Source organism: Streptomyces niphimycinicus, assembly GCF_018883605.1.
GTDB classification, from domain to species: domain Bacteria; phylum Actinomycetota; class Actinomycetes; order Streptomycetales; family Streptomycetaceae; genus Streptomyces; species Streptomyces niphimycinicus.
Genome location: NZ_JAHLEM010000015.1, coordinates 1 through 23,867, shown reverse-complemented (window position 1 = coordinate 23,867; position 23,867 = coordinate 1). Strand labels below are relative to the sequence as shown.

General features: G+C 68.7%; 12 protein-coding genes and 1 pseudogene. 8 read left to right on the top strand and 5 right to left on the bottom strand.

Annotated features, from left to right (window positions below):
- Positions 1–125 precede the first annotated feature (125 nt).
- The 4 genes from KN815_RS01835 (at position 126) to pglZ (ending at position 8,408) form a co-directional block, all read left to right on the top strand.
- The gene (locus tag KN815_RS01835; protein ID WP_216339503.1) at positions 126–998 is read left to right on the top strand and encodes a helix-turn-helix domain-containing protein; all 873 of its coding nucleotides are present in this window, start codon (positions 126–128) and stop codon (positions 996–998) included.
- A gap of 29 nt (positions 999–1,027) precedes the next feature.
- The gene (locus tag KN815_RS01830; protein ID WP_216339593.1) at positions 1,028–1,198 is read left to right on the top strand and encodes a DUF397 domain-containing protein; all 171 of its coding nucleotides are present in this window, start codon (positions 1,028–1,030) and stop codon (positions 1,196–1,198) included.
- 294 nt (positions 1,199–1,492) lie between these two features.
- Positions 1,493–5,455 (top strand): BREX-2 system ATPase PglY, encoded by a 3,963-nt coding sequence (gene pglY / locus KN815_RS01825; protein WP_216339501.1) that lies wholly within the window; start codon positions 1,493–1,495, stop codon positions 5,453–5,455.
- 34 nt (positions 5,456–5,489) lie between these two features.
- On the top strand, positions 5,490–8,408 hold the full coding sequence (gene pglZ, locus KN815_RS01820; protein ID WP_216339499.1) for a BREX-2 system phosphatase PglZ: 2,919 nt from the start codon (positions 5,490–5,492) through the stop codon (positions 8,406–8,408).
- 59 nt (positions 8,409–8,467) lie between these two features.
- On the opposite strand, the gene KN815_RS01815 is transcribed toward pglZ, so the two are convergent.
- The gene (locus KN815_RS01815) at positions 8,468–9,502 is read right to left on the bottom strand and encodes a CBS domain-containing protein (RefSeq protein ID WP_216339497.1); all 1,035 of its coding nucleotides are present in this window, start codon (positions 9,500–9,502) and stop codon (positions 8,468–8,470) included.
- 8 nt (positions 9,503–9,510) lie between these two features.
- Positions 9,511–11,358 carry a DUF262 domain-containing protein gene (locus tag KN815_RS01810; RefSeq protein ID WP_216339495.1) on the bottom strand — a complete coding sequence of 616 codons (1,848 nt, stop codon included), beginning with the start codon at positions 11,356–11,358 and terminating at the stop codon, positions 9,511–9,513.
- A gap of 83 nt (positions 11,359–11,441) precedes the next feature.
- On the opposite strand from KN815_RS01810, the gene brxD reads away from it, so the two are divergent.
- The 3 genes from brxD (at position 11,442) to KN815_RS01795 (ending at position 16,358) form a co-directional block, all read left to right on the top strand.
- Positions 11,442–12,779, top strand: a complete 1,338-nt coding sequence (gene brxD / locus KN815_RS01805) for a BREX system ATP-binding protein BrxD (RefSeq protein ID WP_216339493.1) — start codon at positions 11,442–11,444, stop codon at positions 12,777–12,779.
- Positions 12,776–14,917 carry a DEAD/DEAH box helicase gene (locus tag KN815_RS01800; protein ID WP_216339491.1) on the top strand — a complete coding sequence of 714 codons (2,142 nt, stop codon included), beginning with the start codon at positions 12,776–12,778 and terminating at the stop codon, positions 14,915–14,917. Before brxD ends, KN815_RS01800 begins: the two co-directional genes overlap by 4 nt.
- Positions 14,918–15,026: 109 nt before the next feature.
- Positions 15,027–16,358, top strand: a complete 1,332-nt coding sequence (locus KN815_RS01795) for an SRA domain-containing endonuclease (RefSeq protein ID WP_216339490.1) — start codon at positions 15,027–15,029, stop codon at positions 16,356–16,358.
- On the opposite strand, the gene KN815_RS01790 is transcribed toward KN815_RS01795, so the two are convergent.
- Complete coding sequence (locus KN815_RS01790; RefSeq protein WP_253208687.1) at positions 16,351–17,325, bottom strand: beta family protein; 975 nt, start codon at positions 17,323–17,325, stop codon at positions 16,351–16,353. The two genes, KN815_RS01795 and KN815_RS01790, sit on opposite strands and share 8 nt — an antisense overlap.
- Positions 17,326–17,383: 58 nt before the next feature.
- Here KN815_RS01790 and KN815_RS01785 point away from each other — a divergent pair.
- Positions 17,384–18,289: pseudogene (locus tag KN815_RS01785) on the top strand (DNA/RNA helicase domain-containing protein); the annotation flags it as partial.
- Positions 18,290–18,337: 48 nt separating this feature from the next.
- On the opposite strand, the gene KN815_RS01780 reads toward KN815_RS01785, so the two are convergent.
- Both KN815_RS01780 and KN815_RS01775 read right to left on the bottom strand, forming a co-directional pair.
- Complete coding sequence (locus tag KN815_RS01780) at positions 18,338–23,263, bottom strand: DUF3320 domain-containing protein (protein ID WP_253208686.1); 4,926 nt, start codon at positions 23,261–23,263, stop codon at positions 18,338–18,340.
- Positions 23,264–23,449: 186 nt separating this feature from the next.
- Positions 23,450–23,867: hypothetical protein (locus KN815_RS01775; protein ID WP_216339484.1), on the bottom strand; the 418-nt coding region annotated here is incomplete at its 5' end.

The window sequence follows — 23,867 nt, the reverse complement described above, 5'->3', positions numbered from 1 at the left end:
CGTCCTGAGCAGATTGCCCTCGCGACAGAGACTCGCGCAACGTTGCATGAGTTATCGCTTCTCGATTCACTCGTTCGTGCTACTTCGGGAGCCATCAAGCCCCCGGCCCTGATAGGTAGTGACGTATGCCAACCGTCAAACCCTCCACCGTGCTGGGACGCCAACTCGGCGACGAACTCCGCAGATTCCGCGAGAGCGCGGGCCTCTCCACCGCCGATGCAGCAGAAGTCCTCGACTGCACCAAGGGGAAGATCAGCCGCATCGAGAACGGTCACGTTCCCGTCCGCACGCCGGATCTGAACGCCCTCATGCACGCATACGACGTCGAAGACAGCGAGGCACGCGAGCGCCTCGCGGCATTGGCGCGCAGGGCCAATCGGCGGCGGCGCGACGGCTGGTGGCGTCAGTACGAGTCCGTGCTCGGCGACGCGTACCGCGACCAGATCGAGATGGAGGCCATCTGCGACAGCATCCGAACGTACGAAGTGCAACTCGTCCCCGGGCTCCTACAGACTGCGGAGTACGGACGCGCAGTGACGGTGGCCTCGCGCTCCTGGCAGACGCCCGAGGAGATCGAACAGTTCGTCCAGGTGCGGCTCACCAGGCAAGAACGACTGGTCGGCGAAACGCCCATGGACTTCTGGGCCGTACTGTCCGAAGGAGTCCTGCGGCAGCAGGTCGGCGGACCGGCCGTGATGCGAGCACAACTGGAGCACATGGCCGCCATGGCGGAACAGTCCAACATCACTGTGCAGGTGCTGCCGTTCTCACGTGGTGCGCACTCAAGTATGTTCGGGCCGTACCTACTTCTCAGCTTTCCGCAGTTGGCATCGCTCGACCTCGTGTTGTCAGAAACCCCGACCGGCAACATCTGGATGGAGCGGGAACTCGAAGTCGCTCGCTATCGCGAACTCTTCGACGATGCACGCACGGCAGCGTTGCCACCGACGGAATCGCTCGCTGTGATCCGTCGCGTCGCCAAGGAGTACCAGTCGTGAGCAATGAAACCGATATATCGCCAGACCTCATGGAGGCGGCATGGCGTACGAGTAGCTACAGCGGCGGGCAGGGCAACTGCGTCGAGGTCGCCGACAACCTCCCACACAGCGTCTTGCTCCGCGACAGCAAGCGTCCCGCCGGTCCCGTCATACGTGTCGGTCGGACGGCCTGGTCCGCATTCATCACGCACCTGCGCTGAGCGGGACCACAAGGCCGGAATGGCTGCCGGAGACGTCGACAACCTGTAGGCCACTCCCACCGGTCACTCCACCCCGTCCCGCACACCGGTTCCCTCCCCTACGCAAACCGTTACGATCGTGGACGGGCCACAGCCGCCGAACGACCGGTTCGCGACGACTGACGACAACACACCGGGGCCGCACGGAGACCATCCGTAACCGTCGCCGCCCCGGGCCAGGGGGGAGACCCTGCTGTCCAGGCCCACGCGCTCACGCGCACACCGGACGCAGGAACCAGGAGAAGCGAGACACAGATGGCCCCGAACGCCACCGGCACGGCACCTCTCCTCCGCGACGTCATCGACATCAAGACGTCGATCTCCACCTCCGACTTCGTGCTGAAGCTCGCCGAGGCCGTCACCGAGGAGGGTGCGGCCCGCGCCCTCCGCGACTACGTCGTCACCGAGCGCCTCCTGGAGAACTTCGACGAGGCCCTCAGCCTCATCAAGGCGTCCCTCGACGGGCACACCTCGAAGGCCGCCTATCTCCACGGCTCGTTCGGTTCCGGTAAGTCCCACTTCATGGCCGTCCTGCACGCCCTCCTCCGGGGCGACGCGGCCGTCCGCAGTCGCGGGGACTTCGACCCGGTGCTTACCAAGCACGAGTGGCTGGGCGCCGACGGCAAGCGGTTCCTCCTCGTCCCGTACCACATGCTCGGCGCGAAATCGCTGGAGCAGCGCGTCCTCGGCGGCTACGTCAGCCACGTCAAGTCCCTGCCCCAGCACAAGGACGCCCCCACCCCGCAGGTCTACCGGACCGACTCCCTCTTCGAGGACATCCGCTCCCACCGCCACCGCGTCGGCGACGAGACCTTCATCGCCGGGCTCGCCGACGCCCCCACCCCGGGCGCCACCGCCGACGACGAGGACGACGACGAGTGGGGCGATCCGTTCACCTGGACGCCGGAACTGCTCAACACCGCACTCTCCGCCGAGGAGCTGGACGGCGGCGAGGTGAACCTGAACCTGGTCAACCCCAGCACCCCGGCCGAGCTACGCGCGAAGCTCGTCCACGACGCGAGCGTGACCTGGTTCCCCGGGTTCGCCCGGCACGCGGCCGAGGACGAGCACGGGTTCATCTCCCTCGACGCCGGCCTCGCCGTCATCGCCGAGCACGCGAAGTCGCTCGGCTACGACGGGCTGATCCTCTTCCTCGACGAGCTGATCCTCTGGCTCGCCAACCGGATCCACGACCAGAAGTTCGTCTCCCGCGAGACCGACAAGATCACCAACTTCGTGGAGGGCGCCGACTCGCGCCGCGCCATCCCGATCGTGTCGTTCATCGCCCGCCAGCGCGACCTTCGCGAACTCGTCGGCGAGGAGACCTCCGGCGCCGCCGAAACCGCGATCCAGGACAGCCTGAACCTGGCCTCCGGCCGCTTCGACAAGATCACCCTGGAGGACCGCAACCTCCCCCAGATCGCCCACGCGCGCCTCCTCACGCCCAAGGACGCGGAGGCCGCCGCCAAGCTGGACGCCGCCTTCGCGAAGGTCAAGCGCGTGGGGCCTCAGGTCTGGGACGTGTTGCTCGGCTCGGACGAGGCCACGACGGGGGCCGACGAGGAGTCGTTCCGGTTGACGTACCCCTTCTCCCCCGCCTTCATGGACACCCTCGTCCACATCTCCTCCGCCCTCCAGCGCTCCCGCACCGGCCTGAAGCTCATGGGCCAGCTCCTCGCCGACCACCGGGACGACGCGACGCTGGAGAACCTGATCCCGCTCGGCGACCTCTACCCCGTCATCGCCGACGGCGGCGACAAGCCGTTCGTGGACAGCCTCAAGGTGGAGTTCAAGGTCGCCGACAAGCTGTACCGGACCAAACTGCGGCCACATCTCCTCGGGACGTACGAGATCACCGAGGAAGACGTCGAGCGCTACCAGCACCGCCGCGAGACCATCACCGACCCGCAGCTCCTCGAACGCTGCCGGGGCTTCGTCGGGGACAACCGGCTGATGTGCACGCTGCTGCTGTCCGCCCTCGCGCCCGGCGTGCCCGCCCTCCGCGACCTCACCATCCGGCGGCTCGGCGCGCTCAACCACGGCTCGGTCCTCTCCCCCATCCCCGGGGCGGAGGTCGGGATGATCAAGGCGAAGGTCGACGAGTGGGCCACCCACTTCGTGGAGATCAAGGCGACCGGCACCAAGGTCAACCCCGGTGTCCGGCTCGAATTGGCCGGGGTGGACGTCGACTCCGTCATCGCCAACGCGAACGTGAACAACAACCGCTCCAACCGCCGGGCCCTGGCCAGGCGGTTGCTGGCCAAGGAGCTGGGCCTGGAGGTGCACGAGCGGCTGGGCAGCGCGGATGATCTGGCCCTCGTCTGGCGCGGATCGAACCGCACGGCGGAAGTCGTCATCGGCGACGTCAACGACCCGGAGAACCTGCCCGACCACGAGTTCTCCCCCAGCCAGGAGGGACTGTGGCGGCTGGTCATCGACCTGCCGTACCAGGAGAGCGAACACGGTTCCGTCGAGGCGGTCAACCGGCTGCGCACGCTGCGCGAGCAGTCGGGCGCCGGGACCCGCACCGTGGGCTGGATCCCCACCTACCTGTCGGCCCCCCGCTACAAGGACTTCCAGAAACTGGTCGTCATCGACTACGCGCTGGCCGACCAGCGGCGCTTCGACACCCACTACGCCCAGCACCTGAACACCGACAACCGGGCGCGGGCCAGGGTGCTCCTCGAAGAGCAGCGGGAGTCCCTGATCAAGACGGTGACGGCGGCCTTCAAGCAAGCGTACGGCTGCGCGGACAAGAAGGCGTCCGACGTCGATGTGTCCTTCGAGGACCACTTCGAGTCGCTGCGCGACGTGCCCGACCTCAAGGTCTCCATCGGCCAGTCGCTGTCCGAAGGGGCCCGGCACATCGCGAAGAAGCTGCTGGCGCACCAGTTCCCCGCGCACCCCGACCTCGACCCCGACGGCACCCACACGGCGGTCACGCCCGCGCAGGCCCGTACCGTCTTCGGGCACATCCGGGCGGCGGCGGAATCCGCCGAGCGGCAGGTCGAGGTTCCCTCGAAGGACCGGCCCCTGATGCGGCGGATCGCCGCGCCCCTCGGGCTCGGCCAGCAGGGGGAGGTCTACTTCCGGCCCTCCAGCCGCTGGGTGGACCACTTCAACCTGCAGGCCCGCACCGACGGCGGTCCGGGCGACCTGAGCGTGGTCAAGCTGGCCGAGTGGATCGACCGGCCCGATCCGATGGGCCTCGACGGCTTCCTCGTCAACCTGGTCATCGCCTCGTACGCGGAGATGGACGACCGAGTGTGGGTGCGCGCCGGCTCGCTGCTCGACCCCGCGCCCGAACTCTCGGCCATCAAGCCCCAGGACGGCCTGCGCTCCCAGCCGCTGCCGGACGAAGCGGTCTGGGAGGAGGCGGGGCGCCGGTTCTGGGACATCTTCGGTGAGCAGCCCCCGAAGCTGCGCCGGGGCCGACTGGTCAGCCACTTCGCCCGGCAGATCACGGCCAGGGCCCGCGACTACAAGCCGCATGTGGACACGCTGGTCGAGGAGCTGGAGAAGCACGCGAAGCTGCTCGGCCTGGACGGGGCCGACGAACCCGGCACCGGCAGGCTGACCCTCGCCCGCCGCTCCCGCGACCTACTCAAGGAGCTGCGCGACCTCTCCGAGAGCACGGCGGGCGGTTCGGCGGCGGCCAAGCAGGTCATCACCACGTTCGCCGCCTTCGAGCTGGGCGAGGCGTCCGCCGGCCGTTACGGGGCCACGATCAAGCAGGCCAAGGCCGTCGCCGACGCACTGGTCGTCGCGGCCTGGGACATGCTGAAGCTCGCGCCCAGCTACGGGCCGCAGGGCGAAGCGGTACTGGAGGCGCTGCGCGGCGCGGCACGCGCCGATCAGCGCACGATGCGGCTCGAAGACGCCCTGCGGGACGCGCGGAAGTCCATCGTCTCGGTCATCGAGCGCAGCCAGGCGGCGGCCCGCCCGCAGCCGCCCACGGCCAACCCCACGGACCCGCCGGTCCCCGTGTCCCCGCCCGCCCGGCCCACCACGCCCGACGCGGTGAGCCTGAGCGACGACACCGCCCGGCCGCCGGTGTCCACCAACCACCCGCTGCCCGGCCCTCGTGCGGGGCGCCGGTCGGGCGGCGGACGGGCCAAGGCGTCCCAGGTGATCGCCCAGCTCCGGGCCGAACTGGACGAGCTGACGGCCACCGATCCCGACGCGACGATCGAGATCAGCTGGCGGGTTGTGGAATGAGCGGAACGAGGCGGGTGCGGTGACGACCACGACGATGAGCACGAGCGCGGGACCCACCACCAGTGCGGCACGGCTCAACTCCGCCACCATCTCCCAGTACCTGGCGTCCCAGCCCGGCCTGACCCCGGGCAAGCGCCGGGCCGTACTCCTGCGCGCCGCGCCGCGCTGGGACGGCCCGGCCGAGCTGGCGTGGGGCGAACACCGGCACGCGTCGGTGGCCACCGCGCCCTCACCGCTCGCCGCGTACGAGCTGGTGCTGGCGCACCAGGCGCCGGCGGCGCCCGGCCCCGACGTGCTGGTGGTGCTCACCGACCGGGAGGAGGCCGAACTCGGCCCCGACCTGCTGGCCAAGGCGCACCGGCACCGCGTCAACGTGGTGGACTCGTGGGACGTCGTGCGGGAATCCTTCGGCGCGGCCAGCGCCGACCGCTGGCTGGTCGACGAGACCTGGGCGGCCGAGGCGCTGCTGGACGCCACCCCGCCGGGCGGCTGGCCGCGGCTCCCGGGCGGGGTACTGTCCCGGGACAAGGCGCTCGGCGAACTCACCCTCCGCAGGCTCGGCATCGGCCGGTACGACCCGGACCGTGATCAGCAGCACAGCCTGTCCGCGAACGGCGACGAACTCGACATCCACACGCTGCTGAGGTGGTCGCTGGCGTCCGGAGGCCCGGACCGCTATCTGGCGCTGCGCGCCCCCGAGCGGGCCGGTATCCGCGAGTTTCTCGGCTCGTCGGACCAGGCGGGCCAGGCCGGACGGGCGCTGCTCGCCCTGGCCGAGGCCGAGCACGGGCCGGACGCCGTCGCCTTCGGCCTGGTCTGCGCCGCGCTGTGGGTGCACGCCGACGCGGCGGCGGACGCGGAGAACTACCGGGCCCGGGGGCGGGCCGAGCGCTGGTTCGGCGAGGAGCCGCCCGCCCACGGCGAGGCCCTGGACACGCTGGTGGCCGCCTTCGGCCGCGCCTGCGAGGAATACGTCTCCGGGCTGCTGCTGACGGGACGGTCGGCCCACGAGGAGCCGACGGCGACCGCGCGGCGCCTCTCCGGTTCCGTACGCGACCGTGCGGCCTCGCTGGCGCGGCAGTTCGGTGCAGAGCAGGCCACCCGTACGAGCCCTGTGCTGGCCGCGGGGCTGGAGGCCCGCTTCACCGCCGTCGGGGAAGCACTGTCGGCCGGAGAACAGGCGCGGATCGCGCAGGCGGTGGCCGCGCTCGACGACCATCGGCTCGCGCCCGAACCCGATGCCCGTCCCCGTATCGAACGGGCCCGCATGGCGCAGCGGCTCACCCGGTGGCTCGCGACCGAACCGGCGACCGGTGGCGAGGCGGAGAGCGGAAGCGTGCGGGCCGGGATCGGACGGCACGTCACCGACACCGGCTGGGTGGACCTCGCGCTCGACCACATCGAGTCCGGCGGGGACCCCGAAGCGACGCTGAAGTCCGCCTACGACGCCCTGGGCACCTCCGTACGCGCCCGCCGCCGGGACATCGACCGGCACTTCGCCCGGTCCCTCGCGGCCTGGACGGCGGGCGGCAGGCCCCCGGAGGACATGCTGACGGTGGAGACCTTCCTGCCGAAGGTCGTCGCCCCCGTGGTGAAGTCGGGGAAGCGCCGGGTGCTGCTTCTGGTCCTCGACGGGATGAGCGCCGCCATCGCCGCCCAGCTCGGCGAGGAACTGCGCGAGCACTGGGTGGAGTACGACCCGCTGCCCAAGGCGAAGGGCACCCCGGTACGCCGGGCTATGGCCGCCGCGCTGCCCACCGTCACGGCTGTGTCGCGCACCTCTCTGTTCGCCGCACGTCTCATGAGTGGTACCCAGGCCGACGAGAAGCGGCTCTTCCCGGAGCACCGTTTCTGGGGTGAGGAGGAAGCCGCCGTCTTCCACAAGGACGACCTGCGTGGCGACACCAGCGGTGCGCCGCTCGGGCCCGAACTGCACGAGGCGCTGGTCGGTGACCGCACGCATGTCGCCGTGGTGCTCAACACCGTCGATGACCGGCTCGCCACCGAGCAGAAGCTCGGCGACGGCGCATGGCGGCTCGGGGACATAGGGCGGCTGCGGGACTTGCTGCACTTCGCCGCCTCCCAGGGCCGGGCCGTGATCCTCACCAGCGACCACGGCCATGTCATCGACCGGCACGGGGCACGGGTCGAGGCCGACCCCGACCGTGTGGAGTCGGCCCGCCACCGCTCCGGCACGGGCCCGCTCGCCGAGACGGAGATCGCGCTCTCGGGACCGCGCGTGGTCGCGCCGGAGCCCGGCGGCGAGATCGTCGCCCTCTGGGACGCGGACTCCCGCTACACCTCACACAAGGCCGGTTACCACGGCGGCGCCTCCCTGGCCGAGGTCACCATCCCCGTCCTGGCCTTCCTGCCCTTCGGCGCCGAGCCGCCGAGCGGCTGGCGTGAGCTGGGCAGCCAGCAGCCGCCGTGGTGGCCGCTCGACACGGCAGCCGACGAGCCGACGCCGGCACGGCCCGCCGTGGCGCCCGCTCCGGCGAAGAAGGCGTCCAAGCGGGCGAAGGCGGACGCCGAGCTGGCCAGGAGCCACGACTCGCTCTTCGACGTGACGCTGGTCCCCTCGGAAGGGGAGGACGCCCTGCTCTCCGCGCAGCCGGTCTCACCGGTCTCTCCGGATGACGCACTGGTCGAGGGGCTGATGGCATCCGAGATCTTCGAGGCCCAGGTGGACCTGCTGGCCCGCAGGCCCCGACCGCCGGAGCTGGCTCGGGTCGAGAAGGCCGTACGGGCTCTGCTGGACGCGGGAGGCACCCTTCCGGTGACCGCCCTGGCACAGCGCATCGGCCTGCCCGCCTCCAGGGCGGCCGACGGCTTCGCGGCCGTACTGAGGCAGCTGCTGAACCACGACGGGGTGCAGGTCCTGGAGACACTGCCGGACGGCAGGACGGTGCGGCTGCACACGGGTCTACTTCGGGACCAGTTCGAGCTGCGGTGATGGGGTGAAGCCTGCCGCTGGGTGCCGGGCCGGACGTCCGGTCCGGCACCCAGCGGCTGTCAGGTGTACAGGCGGAGCAGCCCCAGGAACTGGCGCAGTTCCTGGCAGAGCTTCTGCGACAGCGGCTCGGGCTCGAAGTGCGCGATCATGTTGCGGATCTCCCGCACTCGATCGAGCTGCCGTACGAACTGGACGCGGTCCGCGAGGGACCAGCCGAGAGCCTGCCAGTTCTGGTCCGCTTTCCGGCAGAGCGCCGGGTTCTCCTGGTGGCCGTCGAGAAGCTTCACGTAACCGTTGAACATCAGGTCCGTGATCTGGCCCGTCTGCCTGTTCCTGCGCTGCACCGCGCGGATGGCGTCCGGTTCGAGCGCCGTACCCAGGCACTTGCGGAGCCGGAACTCGATCTCACCGATCACGAAGAAGGGCCATGCCGTCGCCTCGAAACGCTCCGTGACGTCGGCGGCCGTCACGATTCCGGTGATGCGCCCGCTCATGTCCCGGACGAGCAGGTAGCCGTACTCACTGATCATCGGCAACAAGGAGAAGAAGTCTCCGTGGACATCGGCCGTCGGTGGATCTTCCACCATCGCGTTCGCGAGGGAGGTGTCCTCGTTCTTCTCGTACATCCTGGCCACCGAGCTCCAGGTGACCACACCGCGCAGCGTCGACATGCCGTCGATGACCGGAACCTGGGAGTAGTTCTTGACGAGCATGAGGTGGGTGGCCGTCTTGACCTGTGCGGTGGACGGAACGGAGTCGACCCCGTTACGGGCGGCCGGGAGGTCACCGATTCTGAAGGAATGCTGCGGCAGCGTCCCCCGTGACAGCCCGTCCTGCTCCGCCTCCTCGTCCTCCCCACCATCGGGCTCCGGGGGCGCGACAGACTCCTCGGGGACGACCTGTACATCAGCCCGGCCATTGCAGTTGGCGAAGTACGGAACGGTCGAAAGCCCGGCGTCCTTCAGCGTCTGGGTGATGAACAGAACGGACTGGTCGTTCCTCACCCTCGTGCCGAAAAGCGCGAGAAGCTCGGCGACCGGGATCATCTTCCCCCGGAGTTCGCGGAGCTGGGACTCGGACGGTGTCTGCGGCATCGCTCAACTCACCAGCCCGCCGTGTCACGGAAGACGGTGCGCTTGCCCATGGCGGACTTCACCAGGTCGAGTAGCTGCCGGGCACGGTTCTCATAGAAGCGCTCGAAGTCCGCTTCGTGCAGGGCGGACGGATCGATGAGATGAGTGGCGAGGACATCGTCGAACCACTCGGGCCGCATCCCGGACTCCAGCGTGAGCGACTTGAGGTATACGGCGGGAGACCCCACGAGGCTTCGGCTCGCCCGGAAGGACAGCGGCGTCTTGTTGACGATGGAGTTCGCCTTGGCCGATTGCGCCGAGGCGTTCTTGGCGATCCACCCCTTGGGGAAGATCTGTCGTACGTCGACGTTGTACTCGATCAGTCGGCCCGCCGTGAGGGGCGCCTCGGTGAAGTACCAGTCCACCGCGCCCTGCTTGACCAGCAGCGCATAGATGCCCTTGTATGCGGCGCTGTTGCGCGTGGTGAGGCTGTCCAGCCGGTCGTCCAGGAAGGCGGCTTCGGCGATTGTGTCGGGAATGACCCCTTCCTCACCGCGGATCCAGCCGATGAGCTGCTCCACGTCGCGCGTGAACCGGCTCTCGGTCGATCCGCCGTACATCTCGCCGAGCACACCGCACCAGTACCACTGGGCGATCCGCTCATCCGAGCCCGGCGTGTCCAGCTCCTCCCCGAGGACGGCACGGACGGCGGCCAAGGGCACGAGCTGCGTCCGGTACGGGAGGTCGCCGGTGCGGACTATGCACTGCTGCTCCAGGAACGCCCCCACCCACTTGAACGCCTCCGCCAACCGTGGCGCGAGACGCCGGAAGTCCGTGAGCGGCAACCGCAGCAGGTCACGGCGCTTGCAGGAGACCGAGCTACGCTGGCCGGCCTGCTTCTCCTCCCAGGTGCGGACGAGCGCGACGGCCTGCAGGAAGTCGCTGCTGCTGAGGCCGTCCTCGACACCGGCTTCCATACGGCCGAACACCGGATAGGACGAGGTCAGATCCTTCTTGATCTGTTCCCACTCGACCGGGAGCCGGTAGTAGTCGCCGAGCTCCGCGACATGCTCCTGGTTGCCCGCGTAGGTGGCGGTGAGCAGCTCGAAGACATTGAGCGAGACACCTCCGGTGTTGACCCGTTCGAACACGGCACACACGGCGTCCATGGTGGTGGAGGCCGGGAGCTTGATCATCGGCACCTGGAACTGCTGCACGTGGTTGAGCACATGCTGCTGGAAGTCGCTCCAGATGCCCCAGTTCGCCGTATCGACCTTCACGAACTCCTGAAGCCATTCGTTGACGCGCTGGGTGTCGAACACGAGGTGGAGCGGGAAGAAGCCTTCCGCGCACTCCCGCTCGACCGTGCTCAGGTCCCGGACGACCCTGCGGGCGAAGTCGGACCGGAGAATCCGGTCCTCGGGCACGGAGACGACCGCGTCGTCACGGTCCGCCGGTGCTCCGATGGCCTTGGCGATGTCGATGTAGTACCAGCGCTTGAGTTCCTTGTTCCGAGTGTCGACGGTTTCGACCGGCTGGTCCCGGTGGAGCGCCTGGAACAGGGAGGTCATGCGCTGCTGACCGTCCAGGAGCAGTAACTCGGGCGTCTTGCCCTCGGCGGACTCCGCGCCGTTGAGGGTGCGGGCCTTGAAGTTGGAGGGGCCGCCGGTCTGCAACGCCATCACGACGCCGAGGGGATAGTCGAGTGTCACCGTCGCGATGAGAGCCCTGATGCGCTCGTCATCCCATTTCCATTCGCGTTGAAAATCAGGAAGTTGAAGGGTTCCGGATGCGACGTCCTTGAGAACGTTGCCGAGATTGAGGCCGTCGAGCGCCACGCTGGGTCGTCTCCCCGATTGAAGCTGAACGGTGAACATACGATTGCACCAAGTGACCAACCGTGCGTCAAGTGCAATGGCTGAGCCGTCAGGCTCGCCTCTCGCGGTGCGAGACTGATGCGGTGAGTACCGACAGCCCCGGCCGAACCGGACCCGTCAGCGCGGCGCGGCGCCGTGACGTCATCGACGCCCTTCGGCGTGGTGCCGTCCCCGACAGCGGGCTCGACCTCCTCGCGACCGGCCTGGAGCGATTCGAGAACGCACTCGACGCCGAACTCGACGCCGTCGCGTCAGGATCGTCCGTCTTCAAAGCGGTCCGCGGTGAGTACGGATCCGGCAAGACGTTCTTCACCCGGTGGCTCGGTGAGCGCGCCAAGCGCCGTAAGTTCGCCGTCGCCGAGATCCAGGTCTCGGAGAACGAGACGCCCCTGCACAAGCTGGAGACCGTCTACCGCAGGCTCACCGAGCGGCTGGCCACACCCGGATTTCCGCCGAGCGCGCTGCGGCCCGTGGTGGACGCGTGGTCCTACACTCTGGAAGAAGACGCGCTCGCCGACGGAGCCTCGGAAGAGGCGCTGCCCGACGCGGTCGAACAGCTGATGACGGCCCGGCTCATCGAGGTCTCACGGCACGCTCCGTCGTTCGCCATCGCGCTGCGGGGATACCGGAACGCGCTCGCAGCGGGCGACGAGGCCACCGCGTCAGCGGTCATGGCCTGGCTGGGCGGACAGCCACACGTGGCCGCCGCGGCCCGCAAGGCGGCCGGAGTGCGGGGCGATCTGGACCATTTCGGTGCCCTCGGTTTCCTGCAGGGCCTCTTGACTGTGCTCCGCGACTCCGGGCATGTCGGGCTCTTCGTCGTCCTGGACGAGGTCGAGACGCTGCAGCGGGTCCGTTCCGACGCACGGGACAAGGCACTGAACGCGCTGCGCCAGCTCATCGACGAGGTGCACTCCGGGCGCTTCCCGGGGCTCTACCTGATGATCACCGGGACACCGGCCTTCTACGACGGGCAGCAGGGCGTCCAGCGGCTGGCGCCCCTGGCCCAGCGGCTGGCCACCGACTTCAGCACCGACCCCCGCTTCGACAACCCGCGCGCGGTACAGCTCCGGCTGTCCGGCTTCACGCTCGACTCGCTCATCGGCCTGGGGCTGACGATCCGTGACCTGTACGCGAGCGGCTCTTCGAACCCTGACCGCGTCAAGGCCCTCGCGGACGATGCCTACATCGCCGATCTCGCCAAGGCCGTGGGCGGGGCGCTGGGCGGCAAGGTGGGTGTGGCGCCCCGGCTGTTCCTGAAGAAGCTCGTCGGCGATGTCCTCGACCGTATCGATCAGTTCGAGGACTTCGATCCGCGCGAGCATTACGCCCTCACCGTGAACACGTCGGAGCTGAGCGAGATCGAGGCCAATGCCGCGGCGGCCACGAGCGCCGACGACATCGCGCTGGACCTTCCGTGACGGAAGCACCCGCAGGCGCCGACCCACTGGACCGACTGCACCGGGGGCTGGTCCACCACATCGTGAATTCCCTGGGCTGGCCGGGCCTGCGGCCGCTCCAGGAGGAAGCGATCGCGCCGCTGATGGACGGGGCGGACGCGGTGCTGCTGGCGCCCACCGCCGGCGGGAAGACCGAGGCGGCGAGCTTTCCCCTGCTGTCGCGGATGGCGGAGGAGAACTGGACCGGCACCTCGGTGCTGTACGTCTGTCCGCTCAAGGCGCTGCTGAACAACCTCCTGCCCCGGTTGGAGACGTACGCCTCATGGCTGGGGCGCGCCGCCGCCCTCTGGCACGGCGACGTCCCCCAGACTCGCCGCAAACGCATCCTGCACGAGCGGCCGGATGTGCTGCTGACCACGCCGGAGTCGTTGGAGGCGATGCTGGTCAGCGCGAACGTCGACCACCGGGCTTTCTTCTCGGGGCTGCGCACGATCGTCGTCGACGAGGTGCACGCCTTCGCGGGAGACGACCGCGGCTGGCATCTGCTGGCCGTACTGGAACGGCTGGAGCGCGTGGCCGACCGGCCGGTCCAGCGCGTCGGTCTCTCCGCGACGGTGGGGAACCCCGAGGAGCTGCTGACCTGGCTCCAGGGGTCCGGAGCCGGGAAGCGCACAGCGCGCATCGTCGCTCCTCACCTGCGGGAGAAAGTCCCGGCGCTCCCCCCGCCCGGGGACATCGAACTCGACTACGTGGGTTCGCTGGCCAACGCCGCAACGGTGATCGCGGCGCTGCACCGTGGCGAGAAGCGTCTGGTGTTCTGCGAGGCGCGCCGGGACGTGGAAAAGCTCGGCGAAGCGCTGCGTGCGAAAGAGGTGACCACTTTCCTCTCCCACGCCTCGCTGTCCGCGGACGAGCGGCGCCGGGCGGAGGAAGCCTTCGCGGAGGCCCGCGATTGTGTGATCGTCTCCACCAGCACACTGGAACTCGGCATCGATGTGGGGGACCTGGACCGGGTCATCCAGATCGACGCGCCATCAACCGTCGCCTCATTCCTTCAACGGCTTGGCCGCACCGGGCGTCGGCCCGGGTCGAAGCGCAACTGCCTCTTCCTGGCCGTGGACGAGGCCGGGCTGCTGTCGGCGGCCGCTCTTCTCCTGCTCTGGTCCCGCGGCTGGGTCGAACCGGTCGTCGCTCCTCCGGAACCCCGGCATATCACCGCCCAGCAGATCCTCGCCCTGTGTCTTCAGGAACACCGGGTCGGCGACCGGCTGTGGCGCGGCTGGTGGGGCGAGCTCGGCCCGTTCGGTGCCTCGGCGGAGCCCATCGTCCGCCACCTGATCGACGAGGGGTACCTGGATCTGGACGACGGGCTGATGTTCATCGGCCCCGAGGCAGAACAGCGCTTCGGGTTCCGGCACTTTATGGATCTGACGGCGGTGTTCACCGCGGCACCGGAGTTCACCGTGCTGTCCGGCCGTACCGTGATCGGTACGACGGACCCGGCGTTGCTCACCGACGAGATCGTGGGACCGCGGCGGCTGCTGCTCGCCGGGCGCAGCTGGCAGGTCACGTACATCGACTGGTCGCGGCGGCGCTGTTTCGTCGAGCCGGTGGACGGGGGCGGAAGGGCCCGCTGGGGCAGCGTCGGCTTTGCCCGCGCCGCCTCGTACGAGCTGATGCGGGCGGCGCGGGAAGTGCTGCTCGGTACGACGCCTCCGGTCAGACTCACCCGGCGCGCCGAGGGGGCACTCGCCCAAGCTCGCGAGGCGAGCACTGACCTGGTACACCCCGGTGGCACAGTGATCACGCGGGGCGGACGGGACACGAACGTCCGCTGGTGGACATGGGCGGGATACCGGGCCAATGCCACGCTCGCCGCCACGCTCACCTCTGTCGCCGACCCCCTCCAGCGCCCCACGGACGCGTATGTCCGGCTGCGTGAGGACATCACCCCACTGGAGTGGAAGAAGGCCGCTGCAGAGGGCGCTGAGCACCTGTGCCTGCCCGCAGTGGACCCACGTGCCCTGACCGGCTTGAAGTTCAGCGTCGCCCTTCCACCGCGCCTCGCCGAGGCGACGCTGGCTACCCGCCTGGCCGATCTCGACGGAGCGTCCGCGGCGCTCCGCGAACCGGTCAGGTTCACGACGTGGAATGCGTGACGGGACGCCGATCGCTGTGGAGCCGGCTGATGGCTGGGGGCGGTGTGTCAGAGGCGTGCCGTAGCCTCCAAGTCCTGCTCAACAGGTCGGCCGACTCAGAAGGTGACGTATGAACGCCTGGCTCCTCACCTGCAACCGAAAGGTGTTCGATCTGGACTCATTCCGCCGGGACGGCCGTGAGCTGGAGGCCTGGAGCGTGGTGCGCTACAGAAGGGAATTAGCAGATGGCGGCCGGTTCGCCATGTGGATTACGGGGCCCAAGGGAGGTCTCATCGGCCGCGGTCGATTCACCGGGCCCCCGACACAGCAGGCATCCTCTCCGGACGAGTACTGGCAGGAGGACCCAGGGCAACGCTGGTACGCCCCACTCGTCATGGATGAATGGCTCGACGAGCCGGTCCCTCGGAGTGAATTCACCGAGGACCCACGGTTTGTGGGTACCTCGCCATTTCGGACGCTCTTCGCCGGAAATCCCCACCGTCTGAGCGATGACCAGTGGGAAGCGTTCAGCGAAGCGTTCGACCAGCGCCGTACCGCTGGATCGCGCGAGTGGGGGATGCGGCCCGGTGACACGATCCGGCGCGGGGACCTCCACGACCTCTACGGAGGCAGCCGGGCCGGAGACATCAGCACATGCCCGGAGTCCGGGAACGTTCTGCTCTTCACCAGTCCACACACCGATCACGGGCAAGGTTGTCGTAACGGATGGGCGGAGGATGGGACATTCCGCTACATCGGTGAAGGCTGGACCGGTGACCAAGCCCCCTCAGGCAGGTACGACGCGGCGATCCGTGACCATGCACGCGAGGGACTGGCGCTGCGTCTCTTCGACCGAGACGGCGATGATGTCCGCTACGTCGGAGAGTTCGCTGTGGATCCCTCGGCTCCGTACGACTACGCAGATGTCTCGGAGCCCGGCGGCGGCTCGACGCGGCGGGTCATCCAATTCCATCTCGTACCCGTGGGCATCGCTTCGCAGCCGGCGACCGTGCCCGTGGGCTGTGAGTACCGAGTCGCGGACGATACTGTCGAGCCGGCCGCCGCCACCCCCGGTCCAGTGAACGCAGACCTCGCCACGCGGAACCTCAGGGCACATCGGAGACTGCAGAACGATCTGGCGGCGGCTGCCAGGGAGCGGGGAATGACGGTCCTCTCGCCCGGCGCGGCTGATCCGGACTTCGACCTCGCCTGGCGCAAGGGTGCCGATGACCTCGCCGTATGCGAGGTCAAGTCTCTGACGAGAACCAATGAGGCGCGACAGATGCGCCTCGGCGTGGGTCAGCTTCTCGATTACCACGATCTGCTCCGAACTCGAACCTCGAACGTTCGGGCAGTCCTCTGGGTGGAGCACGAACCCAGTGACGCCCGTTGGCTCGGGATATGTCACCGAGTGGGGATCGAACTCGCTTGGCCGGGCCGAGAGGCCGACATCCTCACATAGCGGAGCGGTCATGGGCGCCCATGGCCTCCAAGTTGGCTGAAACCACCGCAAGGTGGTGTGAGGTTGCCCATGCTCGCCACTCTGCACCACCTCCGGCTTTCGGCCGTCGTCGATGAGCGCAGTCGAGGATCCGGGCGTCCCCCCACGAGGTCTGTGCACCAGTGGACGGCCAGTAAGGGGAAGCGACGAGGTCTTGGCTCAGAGTGAAGAAGTCATCATTGCCGGAGCGGATCCTCGGATAGACGAAGACCTGCCAGTCACCTCTGGTCGTGTAGCGCATGTTGGGGTCTGGCGTTCCCTTGGATCTCTTCGGCATGTGCGGGTGCGTGACCCCGAAGTCCCCAAAATCCGGCGGCTCGCCATCCCACCGATTGATCACCTGCTGCCACAGCTGCGCGTCCAGCCGTGGCACAGGTGTCGCCTGGCCGCGGGGGAAGCCGGTGAGATTGGCAGGGAACGCGCCCGCAGCGACACACCTCTCTCGCCATCGCCACGGGGAAAGCAACCCCAACGCTTCCAGAACGCGCTCCACGGCGCCGTCCCGACCAGCGATGGACCGTACGGGGCCAGCATCTACCAGAAGGTCGGTCTCCTCGGGCTCGACTTTGAGGTCGCGGAGCAGCCCGCGAATTCGCTCTTTGTCCGGGAAGGGTTCGCCTGAGTCCGCGGCCACCGCGACACGAAGACACGCCCCGCTCTGATGTCCGGCCACCGCGCTCGCCGCCTCGGCCATCACGTCGTCGGTGTCGGTGCACCGGACGACCGGGCACATGGTCACGCCCCTGAGGCCAAGCGACTCGCTCACTCGGGCCATCGGACCGCCGACGTCACCTTGGAGAACCTGGACCTCTGGTAGGGCACCACAGTCGACGGTGAGCACCGTGCCATTCGGCACAGCGTCCATGGCGCGGTCGCTGAAGGTCTCCAAGATGTCCCTGAGGTCCGAGTCGGGGACGATCTCCATCACTGGGCGGATGGAAGCTCGGACCTCAGGCCTCGCGTGCTCAAGGGCCATGAACTCACCCGCCGAACGCAATGGTCTCGACGTGCTGATCTGCGACGAGGCACACCGGATGCGCCAGACTTCAGCCAACCGCTACACCCGGGCCGCTGATCGCACCGGCAAACGCCAGGTGGAGGAACTCATCGACGCGGCCCGTGTGCCGGTTTTCCTCCTGGACGAGCACCAGGTCGTACACCCCGGCGAGATGGGCTCTCTACACGAGATCGAAGAGGCTGCGGCTGCCAAGGGGCTGCCCGTCACCACGGTGTCCCTCGACGGCCAGTTCCGCTGCGGTGGGAGCGACGCCTATCTGGAGTGGGTGGTACGGCTGCTCGGTCTGGAGGACGGAGGCCCGGTCACCTGGGAGCCCGACTCCAAGATGGAGCTCATGGTGGCTGACAGTCCTGAGGAGATGGAGGTGTTCCTCGAAGATCGACGCGCCCAAAGGTACGGCGCCCGCATGCCCGCCGGGTACTGCTGGAAGTGGACCAAGATCGCACCGGGTCAGTCGCTCCCTTTGGATGTCGTCATCGGTGACTGGGCCCGGCCTTGGAACGTCTACGGGGATCGGGCGGTGGCCGGTGCGCCTCCGGCCGCCCTGTGGGCGACAGACTCGGCCGGCTTCGGACAGGTCGGCTGTGTCTATACGGCGCAGGGCTTCGAGTACGACTGGAGCGGCGTCATCATGGGGCCGGACTTGGTGTGGCGCGATGACCGCTGGGTGGCTGATCGCTCTGCCTCGAGGGACCCGGTGTTCAAGAAGTCCACACCGGACGAGGACGTGGACCGCCTGATCCGCAACACGTACAAAGTCCTGCTGACCCGAGGCATGAAGGGCACTGTGGTCTACTCCACGGACGCCGAGACGCGTGCCAAGCTACGCGAACTCGTCCAAGCCGAGGCCAGAGCCCCGGAACCGGTGGGCTGACGGTGTCCTGAGCCTGCTCGTGGGGCCCGCTGGGCTGCGGTACTGGGGTCACCGCGACACCGTGATCCGGCCCTCCGTTCCCACGAACACCCCTTTTTCGTACAGCTCGGCGACGTCCGCTTCCAGTGCGGCACGGATGTCCTGGCCCAGACGTCGCCAGCCGAAGAAATCGCAGGCCTGACGCAGCAGCTCCTCGCGCGACATGCCGGGACATTCGGTCGCCAGCTCCCGCAGGGCGAGCCGTCGTTCGGCCGGGGCAATGTGGACGGCCTGGCGTGGAGCGGTGCCGTGCGCCGGGTGGCGGGCCTTGAGGTCCTGCCGATCCGCCGTGTCGAGGAAGTCGCCGTCCACGCTGACGTTGCCCGTCCGGCCCAGACCACGCACCACCTGCCTGATGTTCTCGCGGATCCTGGAGCCCGCCCTGGCCACGCCCCACGCCTCGCGAGCGCGCTGCACCAGCAGTTCTTCGTGGATGGGGCCTTCTGCCTCGATGACCTGGGTCAGGATCCGGCGTAACGCGGGCCGGGCCTCTGGGGTGTGGAGTTCGGCCGACGGCGTCACGTACACCTGGTGCGCCGCGTACGGGGCGCACCAGGGGCGGTCGGGCTCCGTGTCGACAGGAACCCGCTCGTGGTCCACGGCGGTGGGGCCGGGGTCCGGACTCGGCTTCTGCTGAGCCGGGACAGTGGATTGGGTCTGCGCGGGAGGCGGCGGTTCGTCGGCCGAGGCGGTCAGCGGGTCCATCGCCACGGCCCGCTCGACGGCCTTCCGTAGCCGCTCCTCGGCGGCGGCCCTCCCCCGGTACCAGTCCGTGCCCCAGATGCGGTGGAGTTTCCAGCCCAGTCCTCGGAGGACCTCTTCGCGCAGCCGGTCACGGTCACGAGCCACCTTGGAGGAGTGGTACATCGCCCCGTCGCACTCGATACCCAGGGCGTATGTACCGGGCGCGTCGGGGTGGCGCAGGCCCAGGTCGATACGGAATCCGGCGACGCCGACCTGCGGCTGGACCTCGTACCCCCAGCCGCGCAGCACTCTCAGCACCGACTCCTCGAAAGGACTCTCGGGCTCAGCGTCGGCGGCTTGCACCACGTCCTGGGCGAGGACGTCGGGGCCGTTCTCGGCGTACTGGAGGTAGCGCTTGAGGTGCTGGACACTCTTGTTCTGGCTGTCGCCGAGGCTGCCGCCGTGGAAGGACGCGACGACCTCCATACGGTGGCGAGCGCGGGTGACAGCCACGTTGAGCCGGCGCCAGCCGCCGTCCTTGTTGATGGGACCGAAGTTGAGGGCGAGCTTGCCGTGTTCGTCAGGACCGTATCCGATCGACATGATCATGACGTCGCGTTCGTCGCCCTGCACCGATTCGAGGTTCTTGACGAAGAAGCCGTGCAGACGGTCCTTGGTGAAGCAGTGGTCGAGGTCGGGGCGCGCCAGGAGGGCTTGCTGGACCGCCAACTCGATCGCCGATGCCTGGGCCTGAGAGAGAGCGACGACGCCGAGGCTGCGGCCCGAGCGGGTGTCGAAGTGGTGGATGACACGCCTTGCCACGGCCTCCGCCTCGATCCTGTTGTCCCGTCGTCCGCCTCGGTCGTATGTACCGCCGACAGGGAAGAAGTCGAGGCCGACGTCGTTTCCCGCGTCCAGGGCGCCAGGGAAGGTCACCATCGAGTTCTGGTAGAACTCCCGATTGCTGAAGGTGATCAGGTCCTCGTGGCGGCTTCGATAGTGCCAGCGCAGGGGAAGGACGTTCAGCGCTCCGGCCTTGCAGGCGTCGAGCAGGGATTCGAAGGAGTCGGGCACGTCCTCGTCGTACTCATCACCGTCGTCTTCGACGGCCGCGTCGAAGAACGACGTCGGGGGGAGCTGCTTCTCATCGCCGGCGACAACGAGGGAATCGCCCCGGTAAATACAGTTGATCGCGTCGGCGGGACGCACCTGGGACGCCTCATCGAAGATGACGACATCGAAATGGTAGTCCGATGGCAGGAACTGGCTAACGGTCAGAGGGCTCATCATGAAGCACGGCTTGATCGTCCGGACCACTTCCCTCGTGCGGCCGAGCAGTTCACGGACGGGCATATGGCGACGTCGCAGCTCCGCCTGCCGGATGATCACCTTGCCCGCTCCGCTGCCGAAATTGCGGGGCCTGCGCCGATTGCATGCCTCGATCACCGCGCCGCCGGCCGCCTCGACGAGGCGGCGGTCGGCCTCTTGGAAGTCGGCGACTCGCGCGTCCAGGTCAGCGGAGCGCGTCGTGCGGAGCCTCTCGTCGGTGTCGAGGAGCCGGTCCACCCACGCCTTGAGCAGGGCATGTTCTACGACGTCGGACAGCCGTTCCGCGGGGATACCGCGCTCCACCGCGCGGGCCACCAGTTCATCGACGTGGTGGCGGGCCAACACGTCCAGTCCGTCGCGGTACGCCTGCCACTCCTCCGGGCCCTGTGCGTCCTCCAGGAGGTCGTCCAGGACCTGCTGGGCATGCTCGAAGTTGCCCAGCAGCGCGGGGGAAAGGTGCGCGCGCCGGGCGTCATCGAAGAGACCGAGCAGTGTCGTTACCGCGTCCGACCAGCGAGCAATGCGGTGCGTCACAGCGTCGCACCATTTGGTCAGGGAGTCCCGTGCGCTCCCGGCCAGTAGTCCCGGCAGCGGGTCAGGGGTGGCGCCGCCGTCGGCGAGGTACGAGGCGATCTTGTCCTGGTGCTCTATACCTCCGGAGAGACCCGCGATTCGATCCGCGGTGGCCAGTGCCCGGTCGAGGGCGGGAAGGTCCGCTTCGGTACGCGGTGTGTAGCGGCCGAGGAGCCCGCCGTGCCGGTCGGCGAGGCGAGCCACCTCGGTGGCCGCCCGCTGCCAGGCCAGAGCATGGTCGAGGCGCCCGATGAGCCTCTTGTGCCAGACACCGTCCCGGGTGAGCGCCGCGACGATCGCCCGGTCGGCCTTGTACTGCGCGGAGAAGCGGCCCGTGATGCCGCGATGCTGCCCCGCGAAACGCCGTACGAGTTCCGGAAGCTCTGCCGTCGTGAGGATCTCCTCCTCGAAGACGTCGTCGGCCCCGCCGCGCGCCTCGGCGAGTACGGCGAGGGCCCGGCGCAGCTCCTCTGCGGCCGCGTGGGCCTCGCGTCGCGTTTCCGTGCCGAACCACGCACGCGGTGGTCGCTCGGCGGCAGAGGCCAGATCCGTCAGCGCAAACAGGGTGAACGCATCCTCGGGCGTGACCGGCTCGCGGGCGCCGAGGCGGTCCGCGAGCTGGGCGAGCGTGCCCGAGACCTCTTCGGGAAGTGCGGTGGGCAGTGCTGGATCGCGGTCCGGCAGCCCAGCACGGAGTAATTCCACCGTCCGTACGAAGTCGTGCGCGATACGAGGCTCGTCGATCGCTGCCGCGAAGGGCCTGCGTTCACCGGCCATACGCAGCGCGGTCAGCGCCTCGGCAGCTTCCGACGCCGCCGTCATCGCCGAGGAACCCACGAGCCCGCGCCAGACGAACGCCTCCGCTTCGACCGCAGGCCGCCAGGCGCGGCTGACGGCCTGCGCGGCCGCGGTGGCGTCCTGCAGAGCCCCGGCGCTCAAAGCGCCGATGGCCTCTCGATGGGCGGCGCTCAGAGGAAGCCGAGGAGTGTCGTCCTGTTCGAGGAGGACCACACGCCCCAGGATGTCGTGCAAAGTACGCCCCAGCGGCTCACGCACCTGGTTCATCGCCGCCGCGTAGCGGGACAGCTCCTCGCGCAGGCGGCGCGCCCGCTCCAGTTCGTGCTCGGCGGCGCCAGTGACCCGCGCCTCGGTGGTGAGCACACGGGCGAGTTCCACCGCCACGGCCTTCTTGGCGGTGTCACCACTGTGCAGGGAGAGGGCGAAGTCGCCGAGCCCGACTTCCCGCAGCCGGTTGCGTACGACGTCGAGGGCGGCGGCCTTCTCACTGACGAAGAGCACCGTACGGCCGTCGTGCATCAGCGCCGCGATCATGTTGGTGATGGTCTGGCTCTTGCCCGTTCCGGGCGGGCCGTTCATCACGAAGGAACGCCCGTCGAGCGCCGCCGCGACGCACTGGCGCTGGGACGCGTCGGCGTTGAGGACGAGAGGGGTCCGCTCCGGGAGCTGGATCTCGTCGATTCGGTCGAGCTCAGGCGGCTCGAACTCGAGCGCGTCAGGCGGAAGTTCCGAATCGGGGCCGAGCCCGACCGCACGTACCAGAGGATGGGCCAGGATACGGTCCTCGTTCTGCTGGAGGTCCTGGTACATGGCCTCCTTGTACGAAGAGAAGAGGCCGAGTACCACCCGCTCGTCGACCGACCAGCCGTCCTGTCCGGCAGCGATGTGTCGCGCCGCGGTGAGTACCGGGCCGAGTTCGGCGACGTCCTTGCTCGTCACCGGTGACCAGTCGATGCCCAGCCGGTCGCACTTCACTTCCAGGGCCGGATTGTGGACCGGCTCCTGGCCTTCCGCCGGATACAGTCGCGCCTGGCCGGTCCGCCCATCGTGGCGCAGCTCCACCGGAACCAGCAGCAGCGGGGCCGAGCTGGTCTCCTGAGCGCTCGCTTCGCGCCAATCGAGCATGCCCACGCCCAGCCACAGCACCCACAGGCCGTAGTCGTTAAACATCTGGGCGGACTTGTTGCGAAGAAGGCGGAGAGCCCCGTCCAGCGCCGTCTGCCGAGTCTTCTGGGTGATGAGTCCGTCGCTTCGTATGGTTCTGCGGCTTCCCCCTAAAGACAGCGTCTTTTGAGCTGTCGCCCCGCTCCTGTCGTCGCCGTCGTCCTCGCCTTCCTCGATGGGAGCGAAGTCCCAGCCCCGCGCCAAACCCTGGAGCAGGACAGCGGCATCGGGCGACCCGATTTCCAGCGTGGCGGTCCTCGTGTGGCGGAAGTTGAGCAGTCTGTTTCGTCCGCCCATGTCGAGCAGCGAACTACGCCAGCCGCCGAGGACGGCCTTCAACCGATCCAGACCGGTGTCGCTGATGCGGGGGCGTGCGGTACCGGTCACAGGCCGGGGTGTCATACGGGCGGTACCTCCACAGGAGCGAGAACGCACACATGGGGACGATCCGCAAGCGAGAGGCCCCCAAACACCGTATCTACCAGCCCAGTACACACAACACACCTCAAACAGAGGCTCCGATACCAATCGGACGCACTTCGCCTGCCCCCCTGACCGCGTCGGACGACTCGGTCACCGGGTGAGGGGGCAGGGGAGGGCCGGGGTCCAGTGGTTGGGGGAGCACGTCACCAGGGCCAGGGAGAGGAATGAGGTGCGGCCCAGGTAGAAGCCGAAGGAGACGTCCGTGCCGTGGGTCAGGCGGGTGGTGGCCGTGGTGACCAGGCGGGCCAGGCGGGCGGTGTCGGCTTCCTGGTGGGTGAGGAAGCCGGGGGCGTGTTCGGTCAGTTCGCGGCCCAGCCAGGCCGCCGCGTCCTTGGGTTCCTCGAAGGTGGCGCGGATGAGGGTGGGGGACTTCAGGAGCCAGAGGGACGTTTCCAGTGGGGGGAGCTCCGAGTGGCGGAAGGTTTCCAGGAGGGTGCGGTAGCGCTCCTGGTCCTCGCGGTAGTAGTCCTCGTCCTCGGTCGTGAGGGGCGGGCGGGGGCGGTCGGGT